Origin of the sequence: Rhodococcus sp. NPDC057014 (assembly GCF_042673295.1) — a bacterium.
Lineage (GTDB): Bacteria > Actinomycetota > Actinomycetes > Mycobacteriales > Mycobacteriaceae > Rhodococcus_F.
In genome coordinates, this window is record NZ_JBHUSF010000166.1 from 1 (window position 1) to 18,832 (window position 18,832).

The 18,832-nt window shown below is 61.5% G+C and carries 18 protein-coding genes; 10 read left to right on the forward strand and 8 right to left on the reverse strand.

The window, feature by feature from the left end; genetic code table 11:
- Positions 1-160: 160 nt before the first annotated feature.
- Positions 161-409 (forward strand): hypothetical protein, encoded by a 249-nt coding sequence (locus tag ACFTZB_RS27180; RefSeq protein WP_378435898.1) that lies wholly within the window; start codon positions 161-163, stop codon positions 407-409.
- Positions 410-412: 3 nt separating this feature from the next.
- Here ACFTZB_RS27180 and wzy read toward each other — a convergent pair whose 3' ends face one another.
- The 7 genes from wzy to ACFTZB_RS27215 all read right to left on the reverse strand — a co-directional run bounded on the left by wzy (position 413) and on the right by ACFTZB_RS27215 (position 7,889).
- Positions 413-1,924: an O-antigen polysaccharide polymerase Wzy gene (gene wzy / locus ACFTZB_RS27185; protein WP_378435899.1), complete on the reverse strand. Its 1,512-nt coding sequence runs from the start codon at positions 1,922-1,924 to the stop codon at positions 413-415.
- The gene (locus ACFTZB_RS27190; RefSeq protein WP_378435900.1) at positions 1,921-2,331 is read right to left on the reverse strand and encodes a polysaccharide pyruvyl transferase family protein; all 411 of its coding nucleotides are present in this window, start codon (positions 2,329-2,331) and stop codon (positions 1,921-1,923) included. Before ACFTZB_RS27190 ends, wzy begins: the two co-directional genes overlap by 4 nt.
- Positions 2,332-2,400: 69 nt before the next feature.
- The gene (locus ACFTZB_RS27195) at positions 2,401-2,919 is read right to left on the reverse strand and encodes a polysaccharide pyruvyl transferase family protein (protein ID WP_378435902.1); all 519 of its coding nucleotides are present in this window, start codon (positions 2,917-2,919) and stop codon (positions 2,401-2,403) included.
- Positions 2,907-4,067, reverse strand: a complete 1,161-nt coding sequence (locus ACFTZB_RS27200) for a hypothetical protein (protein WP_378435904.1) — start codon at positions 4,065-4,067, stop codon at positions 2,907-2,909. Before ACFTZB_RS27200 ends, ACFTZB_RS27195 begins: the two co-directional genes overlap by 13 nt.
- Before the next feature lie 135 nt (positions 4,068-4,202).
- Complete coding sequence (locus ACFTZB_RS27205) at positions 4,203-5,243, reverse strand: glycosyltransferase family 4 protein (protein WP_378435906.1); 1,041 nt, start codon at positions 5,241-5,243, stop codon at positions 4,203-4,205.
- Positions 5,236-5,805, reverse strand: coding sequence for a glycosyltransferase (locus tag ACFTZB_RS27210; RefSeq protein WP_378435908.1), 570 nt, complete (start codon positions 5,803-5,805; stop codon positions 5,236-5,238). Before ACFTZB_RS27210 ends, ACFTZB_RS27205 begins: the two co-directional genes overlap by 8 nt.
- Before the next feature lie 560 nt (positions 5,806-6,365).
- Positions 6,366-7,889 (reverse strand): sugar transferase, encoded by a 1,524-nt coding sequence (locus ACFTZB_RS27215; RefSeq protein ID WP_378435910.1) that lies wholly within the window; start codon positions 7,887-7,889, stop codon positions 6,366-6,368.
- A gap of 754 nt (positions 7,890-8,643) precedes the next feature.
- On the opposite strand from ACFTZB_RS27215, the gene ACFTZB_RS27220 reads away from it, so the two are divergent.
- Positions 8,644-9,147 (forward strand): hypothetical protein, encoded by a 504-nt coding sequence (locus ACFTZB_RS27220; RefSeq protein WP_378435912.1) that lies wholly within the window; start codon positions 8,644-8,646, stop codon positions 9,145-9,147.
- Here ACFTZB_RS27220 and ACFTZB_RS27225 read toward each other — a convergent pair.
- Positions 9,131-9,529 carry a hypothetical protein gene (locus tag ACFTZB_RS27225; protein WP_378435914.1) on the reverse strand — a complete coding sequence of 133 codons (399 nt, stop codon included), beginning with the start codon at positions 9,527-9,529 and terminating at the stop codon, positions 9,131-9,133. The genes ACFTZB_RS27220 and ACFTZB_RS27225 overlap by 17 nt on opposite strands.
- 304 nt (positions 9,530-9,833) lie before the next feature.
- Between ACFTZB_RS27225 and ACFTZB_RS27230 the strand changes: the two genes are divergently transcribed.
- The 8 genes from ACFTZB_RS27230 to ACFTZB_RS27265 all read left to right on the forward strand — a co-directional run bounded on the left by ACFTZB_RS27230 (position 9,834) and on the right by ACFTZB_RS27265 (position 18,830).
- Positions 9,834-10,265, forward strand: coding sequence for a nitroreductase/quinone reductase family protein (locus ACFTZB_RS27230; protein ID WP_378435916.1), 432 nt, complete (start codon positions 9,834-9,836; stop codon positions 10,263-10,265).
- Positions 10,266-10,384: 119 nt separating this feature from the next.
- Complete coding sequence (locus tag ACFTZB_RS27235) at positions 10,385-11,824, forward strand: family 43 glycosylhydrolase (RefSeq protein ID WP_378435918.1); 1,440 nt, start codon at positions 10,385-10,387, stop codon at positions 11,822-11,824.
- Between the two features lie 184 nt (positions 11,825-12,008).
- Positions 12,009-13,433 carry an NAD(P)/FAD-dependent oxidoreductase gene (locus tag ACFTZB_RS27240; protein WP_378435920.1) on the forward strand — a complete coding sequence of 475 codons (1,425 nt, stop codon included), beginning with the start codon at positions 12,009-12,011 and terminating at the stop codon, positions 13,431-13,433.
- Positions 13,430-13,807, forward strand: a complete 378-nt coding sequence (locus tag ACFTZB_RS27245; protein ID WP_378435922.1) for a cupin domain-containing protein — start codon at positions 13,430-13,432, stop codon at positions 13,805-13,807. The genes ACFTZB_RS27240 and ACFTZB_RS27245 overlap by 4 nt, the downstream gene beginning before the upstream one ends.
- A gap of 76 nt (positions 13,808-13,883) precedes the next feature.
- Positions 13,884-15,410 (forward strand): APC family permease, encoded by a 1,527-nt coding sequence (locus tag ACFTZB_RS27250; RefSeq protein WP_378435924.1) that lies wholly within the window; start codon positions 13,884-13,886, stop codon positions 15,408-15,410.
- An 86-nt stretch (positions 15,411-15,496) separates the two neighbouring features.
- Positions 15,497-15,958, forward strand: coding sequence for an Lrp/AsnC family transcriptional regulator (locus tag ACFTZB_RS27255; RefSeq protein ID WP_124391986.1), 462 nt, complete (start codon positions 15,497-15,499; stop codon positions 15,956-15,958).
- Complete coding sequence (locus tag ACFTZB_RS27260; protein WP_378435927.1) at positions 15,955-17,340, forward strand: aspartate aminotransferase family protein; 1,386 nt, start codon at positions 15,955-15,957, stop codon at positions 17,338-17,340. The genes ACFTZB_RS27255 and ACFTZB_RS27260 overlap by 4 nt, the downstream gene beginning before the upstream one ends.
- Entirely contained in the window at positions 17,337-18,830 is a 1,494-nt protein-coding gene (locus tag ACFTZB_RS27265; protein WP_378435929.1) for a gamma-aminobutyraldehyde dehydrogenase, read from the forward strand. Before ACFTZB_RS27260 ends, ACFTZB_RS27265 begins: the two co-directional genes overlap by 4 nt.
- Positions 18,831-18,832 lie beyond the last annotated feature (2 nt).

An 18,832-nucleotide genomic window follows, 5' to 3' on the forward strand; every position in this document is an offset into this window, starting at 1 on the left:
ACGCGGTCCGAACCTTGCGGATATAGGCAGCCACGACCGGCGATCTTACCGGCCTGTTAGTGCCCCAAATCGACAACCCGCGATCCCGCTACCAGTGCAAACATCAGCCGAACCCCGAAATCCCCGCCGACTTGTGCAAGTCAGGCGCGACAATGACTGCATGGCAACTACCGGGGTCGTCCGTAGCTGGAACATCGAGGGGATGCAGGGCATCATCGATTCCGACGAAACTCCGGGCGGGTGCTGGACGTTGTTCCACAGCGTGGCGGTCGAGGGCTTCCCCGCGCTACGCGAGGGCCAGCAGGTGGAGTTCGAGTGGAACGCGCTCGACAACCCAATGAACGGCTGCAACTTCGCCACGATTCGCGCGTGGCCCGCGGGCAGCGAGCCGTACGTCGCGAGCGTGTGAAAATCAGGAAAATGCCACGCCATCCAAACGACGGCGACTCACACGAGCAATACCCGGAGTGACCCCAACCACGTCGTCTACGGTTCGAACCAGAACAGCCATAAGTGCCAGACCTACCGTACAGGCTAGCAGCACCGATATGTTCTGATATGCATCGCCCCGTGTAAGTGACAACATAATCGGGGTCGCTGAAACTGTCAGCGCAGTCCTAAAAAGACTACCGCGCGCGACCACCTCCCGCCGAAGTACAACCGGCACGAGCGCGAATACCACACCCACGCCAACTACCCCGAACCAGCCGAAGTTCGCGAATGCTTCCCCCACAACAGAGAGGCTTGTCTCAACACGCTCGGGCCCATAGAATCGCGGCAAGTAGTTGCTAGTAAACCACGTGTTGCCACCGCCGCCCGGTTTGCCTTCCCAAAATCTTCGCGGAATGAACCAAGCAAACGTAGCCAAGTACGTATTTCCATTCTGGAAATTGAAAGACGGCAAGGCTGCCACTTCATTGAGTCGAATAAGACTATCAAAAGGCCGCATCTCCGTTCCACTTGTAATCTTCTTCGCAATTGATACAAACGGATCCTTTTTGAATTCTTCGATCACCGAAGAACCACTAAACACTGCATCGCGCACGAAAATTCCGTAGGCAATCGCAGCCGAGCCCAACGCGGCGAAGGAGAGCAAGATTGATCGTGAACCAAGTGGTCGCGGTCCCACCTGCTTCAACAGAAGCAACGGAAGCAGACATCCAACCACAATTGGTCCACGACCTCCACTGAGGATAGTCACGGCCAACAGCACTATCAAACCAAAAACCGCTGACACGTCAAGGAACTCGCTTTTACCCTCACTACGACGGACCAGAATGTAAACAATTAAAGCCAATTGCAGTGGGATATAGCACAGAAAGAGAAATGAAGAACCACTCAGATAACTACTGCGATTCGCCACACCTGAGAAGTGCTGGGCTACACCTCCCGACATTTGCACCAAATAGAGGGCACAAAAAATTCCAACCATCGTGGTGAACGCCAATAAGATTCTGGCGCGAACAATCGAATACTTCCGATTCTTGGTCGAAAATTCAATTTTCGATGAGGCATTCCGATTCGTCACATAAGATAGAACATAGTAGGTCAGAAACAGTACGCAGAAAAAAATGAATACTTGCCCAACCGATCGGGTGGCGAAGTCGTCAAGATACGTGGAAAGTCCGCGCGTATCAGCCCTTGCCCCAGCTGTCGTTTCGCCGCTCGAAATTATTGTTAGCGGTCGAACAAAGAACAACATGAATCCCGTTGCGGCGATTATCCCAATACTTGTGATGGGGTCGCCATATCGCTTCCACTCGATGGATATCACCGCGCAGAAAAGGAAGCCATTCGCCCATGCCAGAATCTCAAAGGGAACCTGGTCACTAAGAATCATGACTGCTGCAGTCGAACAGCCGAGCGTTAAGGTCGCCCAAAAGAGCCAGAAGGATAACGCATTTCTGTCTAATGCTCGCCTCACGCAACGGCCATCGCAATCATTTTCCGCACCAGTTTAGCGTCGTCCGCGAAATCCGGAATACCCCCATCCCGAGGGCGCTCAATAAGATCTGCAACATCTTCCACAATCGGAATACCGTATCTCTTCGCAAATGACGCTACCTTCGGACTGCGACCCACCGCTATCGAGGGCACGTTGAGTAGTCCCGCCAGGTATAAAGCGTGCATTCGCGAGCTAATAACAAGTGTTGAAGCTCCAATTTTCTCTGCTGCGTCGTACCATGTGTAATCTAACTGCTGCGGCTCCATCATTAACCGAACGGCTGGACTAAGACCATAAAAATCTGACGAGTCACCCTGGTCCATCGATAGAAAACCGACTTGGTGGAATAACTTCTCCAAGGCAGTGACTCCGTCGACCGTAAGCATCTGTGATTCCGTAGGGTTCAGACAGATTGTCAATATTCTTTCCTTCTCGCGAGGCGAGCTCAAATCATTTTAGGGGTAAAGAAGCAAACTTGCATCGCAGGCCACTTGGCCATTCGAGTTCAGTTCGGTACGTACTCTCGCCAAAGATTCTTCATCGCGCACGAACAGTTTTCTGCCGAATACTGCCATCCGAAGAGTATTTCGCATGTGCGGTCGGCTGACTGGGTCACATCCAACGCCGAAATATACGATTCTCCGATTACACAACCAGCCAATTACCGAGACTGTGAGACACAAGCGGGGCAACCCAGCGAAGCAGCGAGCCCGTTGGTCATCCTGCAGCAAGGTTCCACCACCTATCAGCACCAAATCCGAGGTCCGGATCAAGCGCCAAAGTTTGCTCAGACGTCGAACGTTAACTCGCGGTGCCGAACCAACTCGTTCGACATTGCCAAAGTCTGCCGCCACGGGATCGAAACCAAGGCTCTTGAGATGCGACAGAAGTGCATCGGTAAGCAACGAATCTCCGAGATTCTGAGCCACACCTGTCTTGAGCGTGCGGTCAGCCGAGACTATCAAGATTCGCATTTGCCGCTCCCCACGTTGTACGTCTTCTTGACCCCAAGACCAAGAGCTGAGGCTAGCAGTAATTCTGATATCAGCGACGCCAGAGCGAGTCCGTTCGAACCTACAACGAAGCCAAGAAGTGCCGTTGACCCTATTGCGATGATTCCCACAACAACCGAACAAAATAGCCGTACTTCCGGACGCCTCTTAGCCAACAAAATTGCCACAAGGGCGTAGTTGCCGAATTTTACGGGAACCGAGAGCATTAGCAACAAGATCAACGTGATCTCAACATCCTCATGGAAAAACGTTTCGAATATATACGGCGAGACCGCGAGCACCACAACCGCCAGTAACGAACCGCCGATCGAGAATCGGGACCAATACCATAATGGGGTGCGGTTGCCAGACCTGACTCTTGGTATCACCTGCTGGGATGCCGTCGCAGGCAGAACCTCCAGGGGCTGCACTACACGATAGGCCAGTGCAATTGGAGAGACGATTTCTACAGGAAGAATGACTGCGCCAACAACCATCGGCGCTTGCGAATAGAAGGCACTCGCCGATCCCGATATACCGTAATGAAGAAGGCTGCGGAAAGTGTGCTTGAAATCAGCCGATTCAGCCTTAGGGAGGGATTTAGCAGTAGCGTACAATGAGGCAACAAAAACAATAGCCGATGCGATCGGGGCAAGAAAAAGAAATTCTAACGAGTCCGTGAAATGGACTAACGCTACGGCAGGGAACTTAAGGGCACATAGCAAGAAATCCGCGCGTGCATATCCCGAGTAGTTTCCTGTTATAAGGTGCGGGCTTCGTGCAACGCGAGTTGCGGAGTCCAGGATTTGGGAGCACGCGAGCGCAATTAACACTGCGTGCACACTTGTGCCGCCAGAACCGGCGATCTCCCCAGCAGTTATCATCAAAGAAGCCGAGGCACCGCAGAAGGCAAACCCGACCTGGCAGCCCAAGACTTGGTAGAATGCGCTTCTCGAAATGGGTGCCGAGTGTGATAATAGGTAATTTCCCGCACCCGTGTCGGAAAGAACGGCAGCCGCGCTCAATAGCGCAATTCCGACAACAAGTACGTTGCGTTCCTCGCCGATGGTCGCCTGCGTGATAACTACTAGGATTAACAGCTGGACGACGCGAGTCGAAACCGCAGCCACAGCAGGCAGGCTAACTCGGACCATACGTCCACTGAGTGGAAATCTACGGACGGCGTCTCGTACGGCCACTACTCCCACTGCCATTTCTGCCCAACCTTTAGCTCTGAGGCGCCATATGATTCTTGCGTTTTCCACCTAGCGACACATCGACAGATTTCGGCAAACGTCTGCGATTATCTGCGCACTATCTGTCCAACTGAAGGTGCGCGAAACCGATCCGCTCTTGTTCAGGTCTTGATCCCCTGTAATTTCTTGAGCTTCTACCAATCGCGTAAAGGCCTGCGCGATTTCCACTTCGTCCAGAGGATCGAAATAGTCCGCATTCGAGCCGCACACCCACCTAAAGACATCAATATCGGATACAGCAAGTCTCGCACCTGATTCCAGTGCTTCGATCGCCGGCAGGCCGAAGCCCTCGGCTAAACTAGGGAAGATGACCCCTGTGGAACCTCGGTAAAGTGCGGCTAGGTCAGAATCCGAGACATACCCGACACGAATCGCGTCTGCTGGCCAATTAATATCCAGATTGCCAAAGATATCCGAATTCGAACCAACTATCAACAATGGGAAGTTTTGGCCACCTTGTGCCCTGTATCGCTCGTATGATTTTACAAGACGAGCAAGATTCTTCCTCGGGTCTAGACTTCCAACCGTTAGGAAGTATTCACCGTCCGAGATTTTGAAGCGATCAAGCACCTCATGATCAGCGTCTGTGGAAATCGAGGAAAATGCCTCGCTTGGCGCGTTGGGCGCCACGCTAACTTTTCCACGGTTCAACCCCAATTGCTCAATCTGTTTCGCAATCGGGGCACTTACTGCAATCAATTCTTTCGCGTTTTGCATTTGCACACGCTGCAAAGGAGCATGCGTGCGAGAGTATTTTCGCGAATACCACTCCGGATTTGTGATAACGAACAGGTCGTGCACGACAACGACGTGACTGGGATGCAGTACTGGCGCGCGCGCAGTTAACGAGAGAAGAATATCATTTCGAGTGGTAATTGCGGATAATTGAGTCCAGGCCCATTCCGCGCTTCGCGTACCCGATAGCAGGTTTGGTCGAACTTCGCGAAATCCGTGATACTTCGACAGTCGGTTGGCTATTTCTGAAGCATACCTTTGCTGGCCGGTGATGCGTTGAGGCCTGAACCCGCCATTGATGACAAGCCTAGTCACTTCTCATCCATTCCGTCGTTTGTTCACGAAAAACTGATTCCGAGAAGAGCCGCGCCTGGGTAGCAGGTCCGACACCCCGCAATCTGCTAGCAGCATCGACCGCCGCGGCAAACTCCGCACCCGTCCATCGGTCGACGTGCATGCCGGACTCGCCACTAACTACAGACTCTGTCGTTCCGCCGACCGTACTCACGATCACTGGCGTTCCCGTCGCCATCGCTTCGACCGGCATAATTCCAAAGTCCTCTATAGGCGGGAACACAAACACGAGCGCACGTTGATACAGAGCGTATAGCAGCGCTGTACTAGGTCGAATAATGAAAGTGACAGGCACGGAGACAGTTTGTGCGTACCGACGAAGTTCGCGCTCACCTGGACCGCTTCCGGCAATTACAACAGGTAATTTGACGGACGAGCCACCCTCGATCACCTTTTCGAGACCTTTGTACGCAACAAATCGGGAAGCCCCCAAGATAAAGGTGTCAGGAAGGCTTTCGAGAAGTTCGCGCTCCGCACTGTCGAGTGCGTCCGCCCAATGAAGCCGGTGCTGAATCTCATCCACATTAACTGGAGGGTAGATCACCCTCGCATCCCGACCCCAGCATTGCTTAATTCGTTCGCGCACAAAGTAGCTGTTTGCAGCGACTTTGGCATTGCTTTGGGCGTTCTTCCTGTCGTACCATCGAAGGACAGGCGAGACAATTCTTGCGCCGAGTGAATTACCACGGTAATCAAGGTCTGGCTCCCATATGTACCGCGCCGGCGTGTGGACATAGATGAACCTAGCGAGTGAGGGGAATCTTCTCAGTGCGTGATGCGAGAACAAGTGAGAGCTAATAAGAGCCCATTCATAGTCACCTGGCGTCAGAGTATTCCATACGCTTGGCATAAACGGAATCGATAGCAACTTGGATCGCCGCAACGGTGTGCGGCTTATCCAACTTTCGCGTGTTGAAATTTTGAGATCATCATTGCCATCGTTCCATAGACAGAATAGGTCTGCGTCCGGGTACATGTCTGTGTACGATTTGACTACGCGCTCAGATCCCCCAGAATTTGCAATCCATTCATGGATTATCAACCCAGTCACTGGTGTTTCCACAACCTTGTCTTTATAGAAGGTCAATATGCGCCGTCGCGTGCGAGTACGGCACGCACAGTCTTTGCAATAATAAGAAGATCTTGCATCATTGACCAGTTTTCAACATAGAAGAGATCCAGCCGAATACGGTCAGATTCCGGCAGTGCTGAGCGTCCGGATACCTGCCACAGTCCGGTCATGCCCGGGCGAACAAGCATTCGCCTTTCGACAAAGCCCGGAACTCCCGACCCTTCACCCTCGATGAGCGGTCGGGGTCCGACTATGCTCATCTCGCGTGTCAGCACATTAAAGAGTTGAGGTAACTCGTCAATACTGGTCTTTCGAATGAGCCGTCCGATTGGTGTGATTCGCGGATCCGTCGCGGACTTGAAGAACGCACCGTCGGCATGCCCAAGCTCTTCGCGTACTGCGGCAAACTTCTTGTCTGCATCGGGCACCATCGACCGGAACTTCCACATCCGAAAGGGATCGCCATTGAGCCCAACTCGATCTTGCCGGTAGAAGATTGGTCCGCGATCGCCAAACTTGATGATCGCCGCGACAACTATCAGCAGGGGAAATAGTCCCATCAGCACCAACGATGCCAGTACGAGGTCAAATGCAGTCTTCGCAAACTTATTGGATCCATGGAACTGAGGCTTCTCGACATGGATGAGCGGAAGGCCAGCTACCGGCCGCATGGATAGGCGCGGGCCGGAGACATCCATCACCCCAGGCGCAACGACGAGGTCGACATGGTGCGGCTCGAGCGCCCACGCCAGGTCCCGCATCCCCTCATGACCAAGGTGTTCGGTCGCGGTAACTGCGACTGTGTCGGCATGGCAAAACTGCAACGACCCAATAACGTCGTGCTCGGTACCGAGCACCGGAATATCGCGTCCACCAACGGTGATCGTGTCGCCATACTCACCGGTATGACCTGGCATACACACTCCGACCACGCGATAGCCGTCGGCTGTGCCACGAGCAAAGGACTCTGCCAGGTTTCGTACCGCCCGCTCACCACCTACAACGAGGACGGATGTCTGAAACTCACCTCGGGCACGCTTGTGCGCAATGACTTGTCGCCAGCACCAGCGACTGAGCAAGAGCCCACTAAGGCCGACTGGAAATGCGATTGCAAGATACAGCCGCGCCAGGTCTAGCCGGAAGAGGAGCGACACGATCGCGATGAGTCCGAACAAACGGACGGTCGCGACGAAGATTCGGCGGTATTCTTCGGCTCCTCCACCGATCACACGCACAGAGCGAGTACGAAAAACGACCAGCGCTCCGATCCACATCGCGATCAATGCTGCCGAGATGAGTGTGTAGCTCAGATTGTGTATCGCTTCATACGACGCCAACGCGTCTCCGGCACCGAAGCGAATCCACTGGGCCAGGGCGACCGCAGCGATCACCACCAGGGTGTCGGAGATCAGCAGGCGCCGGATGTATGCCGCCTGCCACTCTCGACGACTCCCGAGTCGTCGCGTCTCCGAAGAAACCGTTGTTGCGCCCGGCGCACCCGATGCGGGGCCGAGCGGAACATCGAATGCGGTCACATTCGTTGCCTTCCACCTGAGAACCAATAAGCCGGCAAGCGCTGCTGTCTTCCGACTGTTGGCGGTGAATGACGACCGCCCCCCTGTATTGCTGCCGGGATGATGATCGCACCTTCAACCTTCTTCGTTACAACTGGAGTGGTGAGAGTCACAGACGTGAGATCCCAACCGCGAGAACAGGTTCCTGTGCAGGTCACGGCTCTGTACATCGATTGAATGACACCGCGTACACCACACTGGGCGCCGCAGATAGAGTCTAAAGTCCTGGCGCATCGGAAAGGGTTCCGGTATTTTGCCGCGAAACTTACTCGAGGGTCAGATCAGGATGGCGCCCTGCGCGCTACTTTCCGGCGCCTACCGTTGACGGTCTACTGTCATTTGTGTGAATGACCCTGCGGGACCGCCGTATAGGCAATCGGATTGGCCGCTCTACGATCGGCGCCGAACCATCCCAGTCACGGGTCGGGTGTTCCCGTGGACAGAGACAGCATTTGGAGTACCCCATGGGGAATGCTTTTCTCGTTCGGCTCGGAACTGGTGCACGCTCTGAATTTCGGCAGCGTCAATACGTAGCGAAGAAAGGTCCCGCTCTCCGAAGTGGAGAGCGGGCATAGCGAGAAGTGGTGGAGAGCGGGCATAGCGAGAAGTGCTTTACCCGGGCGGCGGTTCATTTCCGCATACACATCGCCGGCTGTCGAGTACTTACTGCCCGATTCGCGGATAGGCAGGGCGCGCCGGTGGCACGATTGACGCCGTGACCAACCGCCCGCTCGAGGATGCACCCCACCGCAGTCGCCTGCGCCGTCTGCGTGCGGCGTGGCGGAGGAAGTTGGATCCGAGTGAGCAGTCGGCGGTCGTGTCGTGGGCGGCGTTCACGGCGGCGTTCGCGGGGGTGCGGGCGTTGACGCACTGGATCAGGCGCGGTCACGGACCGGCAGGGGGCGGGTTGAGTCTCCACGGCCGCCATTTCCACCATTACAACCTCGGGATCGCCGCGCTGGTGGGGGTGGGGGCCGTGGCGGTGCGCGGCTCCGAGAAGCAACGCCGACATCCGACGGTCCCGATCTCGTACGGTGTCGGCACCGCGCTCATCGTGGACGAGTTGGCCCTGTTGCTCGACCTCGAGGACGTCTATTGGGCGAAGGAGGGGCGGACGAGCGTCGACGCCGCGGTGGTCATCATCGGCCTCGGCGGACTGATGACCGCGGGTTTCGAATTCTGGCCCGCCGCCCAGCGGGCGCTCACGGAGCCGACGTAGACGGACGCACACTGGACAACCGGGCGGTCCCCCACGGCTCGATGTCGTAGACGGGGATGCAGTCGAGGCCGCGGGCGCGCACCCGCTGCACCACCGCCGCATCCGCCGACGGGCACGTGCCGTCGGCGACGGCCTCGGTGACGATCGCGCACACCACGTCGCCGCGGAATTCGCGGACGGGTTTCAGCCCCTGCTCCACCGTCCAGTGCCGGACAGCGGCCCAGTGCGTCACCTCGGTGACGGTGGACGGGTTGCCGATGAACAACACGCTCCGCGTCGTGTTCCGTCCGCTCGACGCAGGCGATGCCTGCATCTGAATCTCCGCCTCGGTGCACCACTCGGATACCAATTCGGCCAGGGTCGTGCTCGCAATCGTCGACATCGTCCTCATCCTGTTGCCGGCCCCCGGATGAAGATCATCCTGTCGCGGATCGGACCTCGCGACTGTCCCCCGATTGGGCCGAACATCGGATGATTTCGCTGTCCCCCGATCGGGACCACAGCACCTGAGGTGCTGGGTGTCCGCAGAAGGAACCCACGGCCAACGAGCCGCACGAGTCGGTCGGCGCGGAACTCGCCGGAATCGCCGGTGAGGCCGGTATCGGCCCGAGCGAACTCGTGCACGACCGGCAGTAACTCGTCGCAGGCAGCGGCGGACGGCCGCCGACCCGGTTACGCTGAATCGCATGCCTTCCGACCGCGGACTCAAGTTCATGAACGCTCTGCACCGCGCTGTCCTGCGCATCACGGGCGGGCGAGTTGGGAAGAATTTCGGCAAGATGCCTGCGGTGGAGTTGACGACCGTCGGCCGCAAGACCGGGAAGGTGCACAGCGTCATGCTGACCGTGCCGGTGACCGAGGGCGACACTCGTGTCGTGGTGGCCTCACGCGGCGGAGACGACCGCCACCCCGCGTGGTTCCTCAACCTGCAGGCCAACCCGGTGGTCCAGCTCTCGGTCCAGGGGCAGCCCGCACAGTCCATGCGCGCCCGCGTGGCAACCCCCGAGGAGCGGGCCCGTCTGTGGCCGCAGGTGACCGCCGCCTACAAGGGCTACGCGGGCTACCAGAAGCGCACGGATCGAGAGATCCCTCTGGTTCTGCTCGAGCCCACCGCCTGAGACCGCCCTCAGAACACGGTTCGGTTGCAGTCCGGCATCGCGAGCCGGATCCACTCTTGACCTACACCTCACCCTTATAGATTGGCGCATTCCGGGCGGGCGAGGTTTGGGAGTGACGCGTGAACACTGACGATGCTGCGCCGCGCAGGTCCCCCGTCCGGCACCTGCCGCGACGCGGGTGGATCACCGCGGCCCTGACGCTGCTCGTCCTCATGCTTGCGCCTGCCCCTTCGGCGACGGCCGACGCGATCGTGCAACCGGTGGCCGCCGACCCGAGCGTCGTCCGCGCCTCCGACGGCATGTTCTACATGTACACGACGGCCGACGACTGGGGCGACGGCCAGGGCATGCACAACATGTCGATCTTCAAGTCCGCCGACCTCATGGACTGGATGTACCTCGGCGACGTCTTCCCCGACCGACCCGCGTGGCATCCGGACGGCAAGCTGGCGTGGGCCCCGAACGTCCTCGAATCCGACGGCCGATACAGCCTCTACTACTCGCTCTACGACGAGTCGAATCCCTGCATCGGTCTCGCCACCGCCGACAGCCCCACCGGACCGTGGAACGACCTCGGCCGGCCCGTCTTCTGCGCACACGACGTCGGTGTCGGCGGCACCATCGACCCGTTCGTGTGGGACGACGGAACGACGAAGACGATGTTCGTCGGCAACTTCCAGGGCGTCCACGCGATCCCGCTCAGCGCGGACGGGACCGCGGCGGCCGGCGAACCCGTCCGCGTCGCCGACGAACGCTTCGAAGGCCCCTACGTCGAATTCCACGACGGCTACTACTACCTGTTCCTCTCGGCAGGCAACTGCTGCAACGGCGCCGACACCGCCTACCGCGTCCTCGTCGGCCGGTCCGAATCGCTCACCGGGCCGTACGTCGACCGGAAGGGGCAGGACCTCAACGACGGTGGCGGCGCGCTCATTCTCGCGGGCAGCGAACCGTGGGCCGGGCCGGGCCACAACACGGTGGTCTCCGACGACGCGGGCGCGGATTGGATCGTGTACCACGCCATTCCGCGCGACAACCGGGATCTGCCCAGCGGAGCCCGGCGCCGCGAAGGGATGATCGACCGGATCGTCTGGGCGAACGGCTGGCCCGAGGTCGGTGACGGTTCGCCCGCGTCGACCGGGCCCGCGAACCCCGACACGGATCTGCCGGTGCGGGTCACGCTGCGCGCCGACTCGGACACGACGCTGCCCGCGGACGGCGGGACCGTCGACGCCACCATGCTCGTCGAGGCACCCGACGATCGCCCCTACACGGGCCAGGTGTGGGTGAGCGCCGTGTCGCCCGACAACCGGACCAGCGATCCGTTCTTCGGGCCGATCGACGTCGACCTGCAACCCGGCGAGGTCCTCGAGGAGGCCATCACGTACACGGTCCCGGGTGATGCGGTCGCGGGCACCTACTACGCCTACGCCTTCGCGGGCAGCTACCCCGACGAGACCGTCGAGTTCGGCACGATCCACGCCGTCAAGACCGGCGACGAGGCGAGGATCAGCCCGGTCCGCTCGGTGTCGCTGCACCTCGGCAAGGTCGCGCGCTGACGGCCAGCGGTTCGGTGCCGGCCGATCTCGACAACCGATTCGGTTTCCAAAACTGACATACACAACGAAATCGGTAACAAATTTCGTCGCTGGCTATTGAAATAGTGGCGCCGCCGCGTCAGGATGGGTCACGGTGACGTGCCTCACACGTCACCTTCGGTCAGTCCATCGACAAAGGTGCTACATGCTGCAGACAGTGTTCGAGAAGCAACAACCGAACGCCACGGTCGTCGACCATGCGCTCCGGCGCACCCGGTTGGCACCGTTCTGGATCGAGGACGTCGCCGACACCCCCACCTACCCGTCGGCCACGGCCGACGCCGCATACGACCTGGTGGTCGTCGGCGGCGGCTACACCGGACTGTGGAGCGCGCTCCTCGCCAAGCAACGCCACCCCGAACTGTCCGTCGCCCTCGTGGAGGGCGAGACGATCGGGTGGGCCGCATCCGGCCGCAACGGCGGATTCGTCGAGGCCAGCCTGACCCACGGCAGCGAGAACGGCCGCAGGCGCTGGCCGGAGGAGATCGACACCCTCGAATCACTCGGGCTCGAGAACCTCGACGCCATCGAGAAGACGGTCCACACCCTCGGTCTGGACTGCGACTTCGAACGGAACGGCGCCATCTCGGTCGCCATCGCCGACTACCAGGCCGAGGAAGCGCTCGGCACCCCGCCGAGCGCCACGACCGCGGTGCTGGACGGCCCCGCGATGCGCGCCCAGGTGAACTCGCCGACGTATCTGGCCGGGGTGTGGGACAAGACGTCCACCGCGCTGGTGCATCCGGCCAAGCTCGCCACCGAACTCGGCCGGGTCTGCGCGGAGCACGGCGTCGAAATCCACGAACACACCAGGGTTCTCGACCTCGTCCGCTCCCGCTCGTCGTCCCGAGTGGGCGTCCGGACGGCGCGCGCGACCCTGTCGGCGGACCGAGTGATCCTGGCAACCAACGCCTTTCCGTCCCTACTCAAGCGGTACCGGTTGCACACGGTTCCGGTGTACGACTACGTCCTCATGACCGAGCCGCTGTCCGACGCCCAGCTCGCGGACGTGGGATGGTCTGCCCGACAGGGCATCGCCGACATGTCCAACCAGTTCCACTACTACCGGCTCACCCGGGACAACAGGATCCTCTGGGGCGGATACGACGCCATCTACCACTTCGGGCGCGGCCTGAACCACGACCTCGAAGACCGCCCCGAGTCGCACCGGAGGCTCGCGCGGCACTTCTTCACCACGTTCCCCCAGCTCGAGGGCCTCGAGTTCACGCACCGGTGGGGCGGCGTCATCGACACGTCGACGCGCTTCTGCTCCTTCTTCGGGTCCGCAGCCAAGGGCCGGATCGCCTACGCCGCCGGCTTCACCGGTCTCGGCGTCGGCGCCTCCCGCTTCGCGGCGAACGTCATGCTCGACAAGGTCGCCGGCGAGAAGACGGCCCTGACCGAGTTGGCCCTGGTGAAGGACATGCCCCTCCCCTTCCCGCCGGAGCCGTTGGCGGCAGCGGGCATCAACGCCACCCGCTGGTCGCTCGATCGCGCCGACCACAACGAAGGCCGGCGGAACGTCTTCCTCAAGGCCCTCGACGCCGTCGGCCTGGGATTCGATTCGTGACCGCCGTCCGCACCGACGAGTCCTGGCCTTCCGGACCGCACACCGCGGCTCGAACCGCCGATCTCACCTACCACCGCCTGCCCGGCGAGCAGGTCGTCGGCGAGGGAGCGCCGCTCGTCGGCGAACGAGTGCTCGGCGACTTCGCCGGAGTCACCGTCGGCGTGTGGGAAATCGAGCCCAGCGTCTCGTGCGACGTCGAGATCGACGAGGTGTTCGTGGTGCTCAGCGGCGACGCGACCGTGCAGTTCGAGGACGACACCCCGGATCTCGACCTCGGCCCCGGAAGTGTCGTTCGCGTGCGGGCCGGTCAGAAGACCCGGTGGATCGTGCGCGACACGCTGCGGAAGGTATTCCTCGCCGCGCCGGCCACCTAGCCACGAAAACCACTGCACCCCTTAACCACACCTGCCCGGGCACTACGCCCCACAGCCACACCTCGAGGGAGTACGAATGAGCATTGCCGAACCACCCCCCTTGAAGACCCAGACCCCCGATCCGCTCGGCCCCGCGAAGGGGCTCAACAGCGGCGCACTGGGATTGATCGGCAACACGGTGATCGGGCTGTCCTCCGTCGCACCGGCCTACAGCCTCGCCGCGACACTGGGCTATGTCGTACTGGCGGTCGGCGAGAAGGCGCCGTCGATGTTCCTCGTCGCCTTCATTCCGATGCTGCTCACGGCGTTCGCCTACCGCGAGCTGAATCGGGACACCCCGGACTGCGGGACCTCGTTCACGTGGGGCACCAAGGCATTCGGTCCGTGGGTGGGCTGGATGGCGGGGTGGGGGCTCGCCGTGTCCGCGATCATCGTCCTCGCCAACACCGCGGAGATCGCCGCGATCTACCTGTTCGAGGTTCTCGGGTTGCACGCGGCAGCCGAGTCGCTCGCCGCGAAGGTGCTGCTGGGCTGCTTCTTCATCGCGGCCATGACGTACGTCAGCTTCCGCGGCATCCTCATCAGCGAACGTCTGCAGAACGTCCTGATCGCCGTGCAGTTCGCCGTCCTCATCGGTGTCAGCGTCCTCGCGTTGTCGAAGGTGTTCGGTGGTACCGCCGGCCCGCAGGCGGTCACCCCGCAACTCGACTGGATCATCCCGACGGGTGTCTCGATGTCCAGTGCCGCACAGGCGATCATCCTGTGCATCTTCATCTACTGGGGGTGGGACGCCTGCCTCGCCGTGGGTGAGGAGACGAAGGATTCCGAGCGGACGCCGGGCCGGGCCGCGGTGCTGACCACGGTCATCCTCGTGGCCACGTACGTCCTGGTCGGATACGCGGTCCAGTCGTTCGCCGGGTTCGGCGACACCGGGATCGGACTGAACAACCCGGAGAACGTCGACGACGTGCTGACCACCCTGGGCGGTCCGGTCGCGGGGCCGGTGGCCGCGTCGTTGTTGCTGCTGACGGTGTCGATCTCCGCGCTCTCCTCCACCCAGACCACGATCCTGCCGACGGCGCGTGGAACGCTGTCGATGGCGGTCTACGAGGCGCTGCCGAAACGGTTCGCGTCCGTGCACCCCCGGTACATGACACCCGGCTTCGGAACCCTCGTCATGGGGGCGGCGGCGCTGCTGTTCTACCTGGTGCTGTCTTTCGCCAGTTCCAACGCGTTGCAGGATTCGGTGGCCTCGCTCGGGCTCGCCGTCGCGTTCTACTACGGCATCACCGCGTACGCGTGCGTCTGGTACTTCCGCCGGACACTGTTCGACTCGACCCGAAATCTGTTCATGCGCGGCATCTTCCCTCTGCTCGGCGCACTCTGCATGACGTGGGCCTTCGTTCAGAGCGCCGTCGACATGCTGCGTCCCGACTACGGATTCACCGCATTCGGCCCGTTCGGCGGCGTGTTCGTTCTCGGCGTCGGAATGCTGGTCGTCGGAATCCCCCTGATGTTGCTGTGTTTCGCCACCGGAACCGGGAACTTCTTCCGCGGACGCACCCTCACCGCCGACACAGAAGTGAAGGTGCCCGAGCAATGAGCGCCGAAGCCACCGGGAAGAGGCGATAGTTCCGACAATGTCCGAGCCGATTGTCTTCGACACGACCAGCAAGGGAGGATGCGACCATGTCTGAGCAGCCCGCGTCTCTCGATCCCGTGTCCAAGCAGATCATCGAGCAACTTCAAGAGGATGGACGACGGTCGTACGCGGCCATCGGCAAGGTCGTCGGATTGTCGGAAGCGGCTGTACGCCAACGCGTGCAGAAGCTGATCGACACCGGCGTCACCCAGATCGTCGCGGTCACCGACCCCGTGCAAGTGGGATTCTCGCGCCAGGCCATGGTCGGGATCCGCTGCTCGGGTGACGTCACCGAGATCGCCGCCCGGCTCGCCGACGTCGACGCCATCGACTACGTGGTGCTGACGGCAGGCGCCTACGACATTCTGGCCGAGATCGTGTGCGAGAACGACGACCACCTCCTGACCGTGCTCAACAAAGAGATCCGCACCATTCCCGGCGTGCTCGGCACCGAGACGATGGTGTACCTGAAACTTGTCAAGCAGCAATATGATTGGGGAACCCGATGATTACGGAAACCACCTCCTCGCGCACTACAGCGGACCTCGAAGCGTCCGCTCGCCGCCATCTGTGGGGGCATTTCTCCCGGCACGGGGAGAACATCACCCCGCCGATCATCGCCCGCGGCGACGGCGCCCGGATCTTCGACACGACCGGGAAGAGTTACCTCGACGGGCTGTCCGGGCTGTTCGTGGTGCAGGCCGGGCACGGCCGGGCCGAGCTCGCCGAAGCCGCCGCCAAACAGGCCGAACAGTTGGCGTTCTTCCCGCTCTGGTCCTACGCCACCGAACCGGCCATCGAACTCGCCGAACGCCTCGCCGGCTACGCCCCCGGCGATCTGAACCGGGTGTTCTTCACCACCGGCGGCGGCGAGGCCGTCGAAAGCGCCTGGAAACTGGCCAAACAGTACTTCAAGAAGGTCGGCAAACCCGGCAAACACAAGGTCATCTCCCGCTCCATCGCCTACCACGGCACCCCCCAAGGAGCCCTCGCGATCACCGGCATCCCGGCGCTCAAGGCACCGTTCGAACCGCTCACCCCCGGCGCGTTCCGGGTCCCCAACACCAACATCTACCGCGCCCCCGACCCCCTCGGCACCGACCCGAAGGCGTTCGGGATCTGGGCCGCCGACCGGATCGCCGAGGCCATCGAATTCGAGGGCCCCGACACCGTCGCCGCCGTCTTCCTCGAACCGGTGCAGAACGCCGGCGGCTGCTTCCCACCGCCGCCCGGCTACTTCGAGCGGGTCCGGCAGATCTGCGACGAGTACGACGTGCTGCTGGTCTCGGACGAGGTGATCTGCGCGTTCGGGCGGATCGGGTCGATGTTCGCGTGCGAGGACTTCGGGTACGTGCCCGACATCATCACCTGCGCCAAGGGCCTGACGTCGGGGTACTCGCCGATCGGGGCGATGATCGCCTCCGACCGGTTGTTCGCACCGTTCGCCGACGGGACGTCGATGTTCGCGCACGGCTACACCTTCGGCGGGCACCCGGTCTCCGCGGCGGTGGCGCTGGCGAACCTGGACCTCTTCGAACGCGAAGGCCTCAACGCGCACGTCGCCGAGCAGGCGCCGGCGTTCAGGGCCACCCTCGACAAGCTGACGGATCTGCCGATGGTCGGGGACGTGCGCGGGGAAGGCTTCTTCTACGGCATCGAACTGGTCAAGGACAAGACCACGAAGGAGTCGTTCACCGACGACGAGGCCGAGCGGGTGCTGCACGGGTTCCTCTCCACCGCCCTGTTCGACGCCGGCCTGTACTGCCGGGCCGACGACCGCGGCGACCCGGTCATCCAACTCGCACCCCCGCTGATCTGCGGGCAAACCGAATTCGACGAAATGGAGAACATCCTCCGCGGCGTCCTCACCGAAGCCTGGACGCTCCTGTGAACCACCAGGACCTACCCGGAATGTACGTCGGCGGCCGCTACCGGGACGGCGCCGCGGCCGAACGGTACGAGGTGCTCGATCCGGCCACCGGTGAGGTGATCTCGTCGCGCACCGAGGCCTCGGTCGGCGACGTCGACGACGCGGTCGCCACCGCGAAAGCCGCGTACGCGCAATGGTCGACGACGAGCCCGGGCGAGCGTTCCGCCGTCCTGACCCGGTGGGCCGCCGAACTCACCGAGATGTCCGATGACCTCGCGTCCACCGAAACCCGGCAAACGGGCAAGCCGATCAAGCTGTCGACCGAGTTCGACGTCCCCGGGTCGATCGACAACGTGTCGTTCTTCGCCGGCGCGGCCCGCAATCTGGAGGGAAAGGCGTCGGGTGAGTACTCGCCCGACCACACGTCCAGCATCCGCCGGGAACCCGTCGGGGTGATCGGGTCGATCTCACCGTGGAACTATCCACTGCAGATGGCGGCGTGGAAGATCCTGCCCGCCGTCGCCGCCGGCAACACCATCGTGCTCAAACCTGCGGAGATCACTCCCCTGACGTCGCTGCTGTTCGCCGAGGCGGCGACCCGCGCCGGACTGCCGGACGGCGTCGTCAACATCATCACCGGCCGCGGCGCGACCACCGGTTCGGCGCTGGTGTCGCACCGGGCCGTGAGCATGGTCAGCTTCACCGGATCGACTCCCGTGGGACGGCAGATCGCGGCCGCCGCGGCCGGCAAGCGAATGCACCTGGAACTGGGTGGGAAGGCCCCGTTCGTGGTCTTCGACGACGCCGATCTCGAGGCGGCGATCAACGGGGCCGTCGCCGGTGCCCTCATCAACTCGGGCCAGGACTGCACCGCGGCCACCCGCGCCTACGTGCAGCGTCCGCTGTTCGACGACTTCGTCGCCGGCGTCGCGTCGCTCATGGACACCGTCCGCCTCGGCGACCCGTCCGATCCCGGCACCGACATGGGCCCGTTGGTGTCGCGGAAACAGCAGCAGCACGTCGCCGGGTTCGTCGACCGCGCCCGCGACACCGGGGCGAAGATCGTCCGCGGCGGTGCCGTCCCCGGAGGCGATCTCGCATCCGGCTTCTACTACGAGCCGACGCTCGTCGTGGGCGCCGACCAGTCGAGTGAGATCGTGCAGCGCGAGATCTTCGGCCCCGTCCTCGTCGTCCTGCCGTTCGACGACGACGCGGACGGCATCGCGCTGGCCAACGACACCGACTTCGGGCTGGCGGCGTCGGCGTGGACAAGGGACCTGTACCGGGCGCAGAACGCCTCCCGCGACATCGCGGCGGGCTGCGTGTGGATCAACGACCACATCCCGATCATCAGCGAGATGCCGCACGGCGGTTACAAGGCGTCCGGCTACGGCAAGGACATGTCGACGTACTCGCTCGACGAGTACACCAACGTCAAGCACGTCATGTCCGACATCACCGGAACCGCGAGGAAGGACTGGCACCGGACGGTGTTCGGAGACCGGAACTGAGC

Coding starts and splice junctions, on each gene's coding strand:
- ACFTZB_RS27180 (WP_378435898.1), top strand. CDS start 161: ATGGCAACTACCGGGGTCGTCCGTAGCTGGAACATCGAGGGGATGCAG.
- ACFTZB_RS27260 (WP_378435927.1), top strand. CDS start 15,955: ATGATTACGGAAACCACCTCCTCGCGCACTACAGCGGACCTCGAAGCG.
- ACFTZB_RS27255 (WP_124391986.1), top strand. CDS start 15,497: ATGTCTGAGCAGCCCGCGTCTCTCGATCCCGTGTCCAAGCAGATCATC.
- ACFTZB_RS27230 (WP_378435916.1), top strand. CDS start 9,834: ATGCCTTCCGACCGCGGACTCAAGTTCATGAACGCTCTGCACCGCGCT.
- ACFTZB_RS27190 (WP_378435900.1), bottom strand. CDS start 2,331: ATGCTTACGGTCGACGGAGTCACTGCCTTGGAGAAGTTATTCCACCAA.
- ACFTZB_RS27195 (WP_378435902.1), bottom strand. CDS start 2,919: ATGCGAATCTTGATAGTCTCGGCTGACCGCACGCTCAAGACAGGTGTG.
- ACFTZB_RS27250 (WP_378435924.1), top strand. CDS start 13,884: ATGAGCATTGCCGAACCACCCCCCTTGAAGACCCAGACCCCCGATCCG.
- ACFTZB_RS27240 (WP_378435920.1), top strand. CDS start 12,009: ATGCTGCAGACAGTGTTCGAGAAGCAACAACCGAACGCCACGGTCGTC.
- ACFTZB_RS27225 (WP_378435914.1), bottom strand. CDS start 9,529: ATGTCGACGATTGCGAGCACGACCCTGGCCGAATTGGTATCCGAGTGG.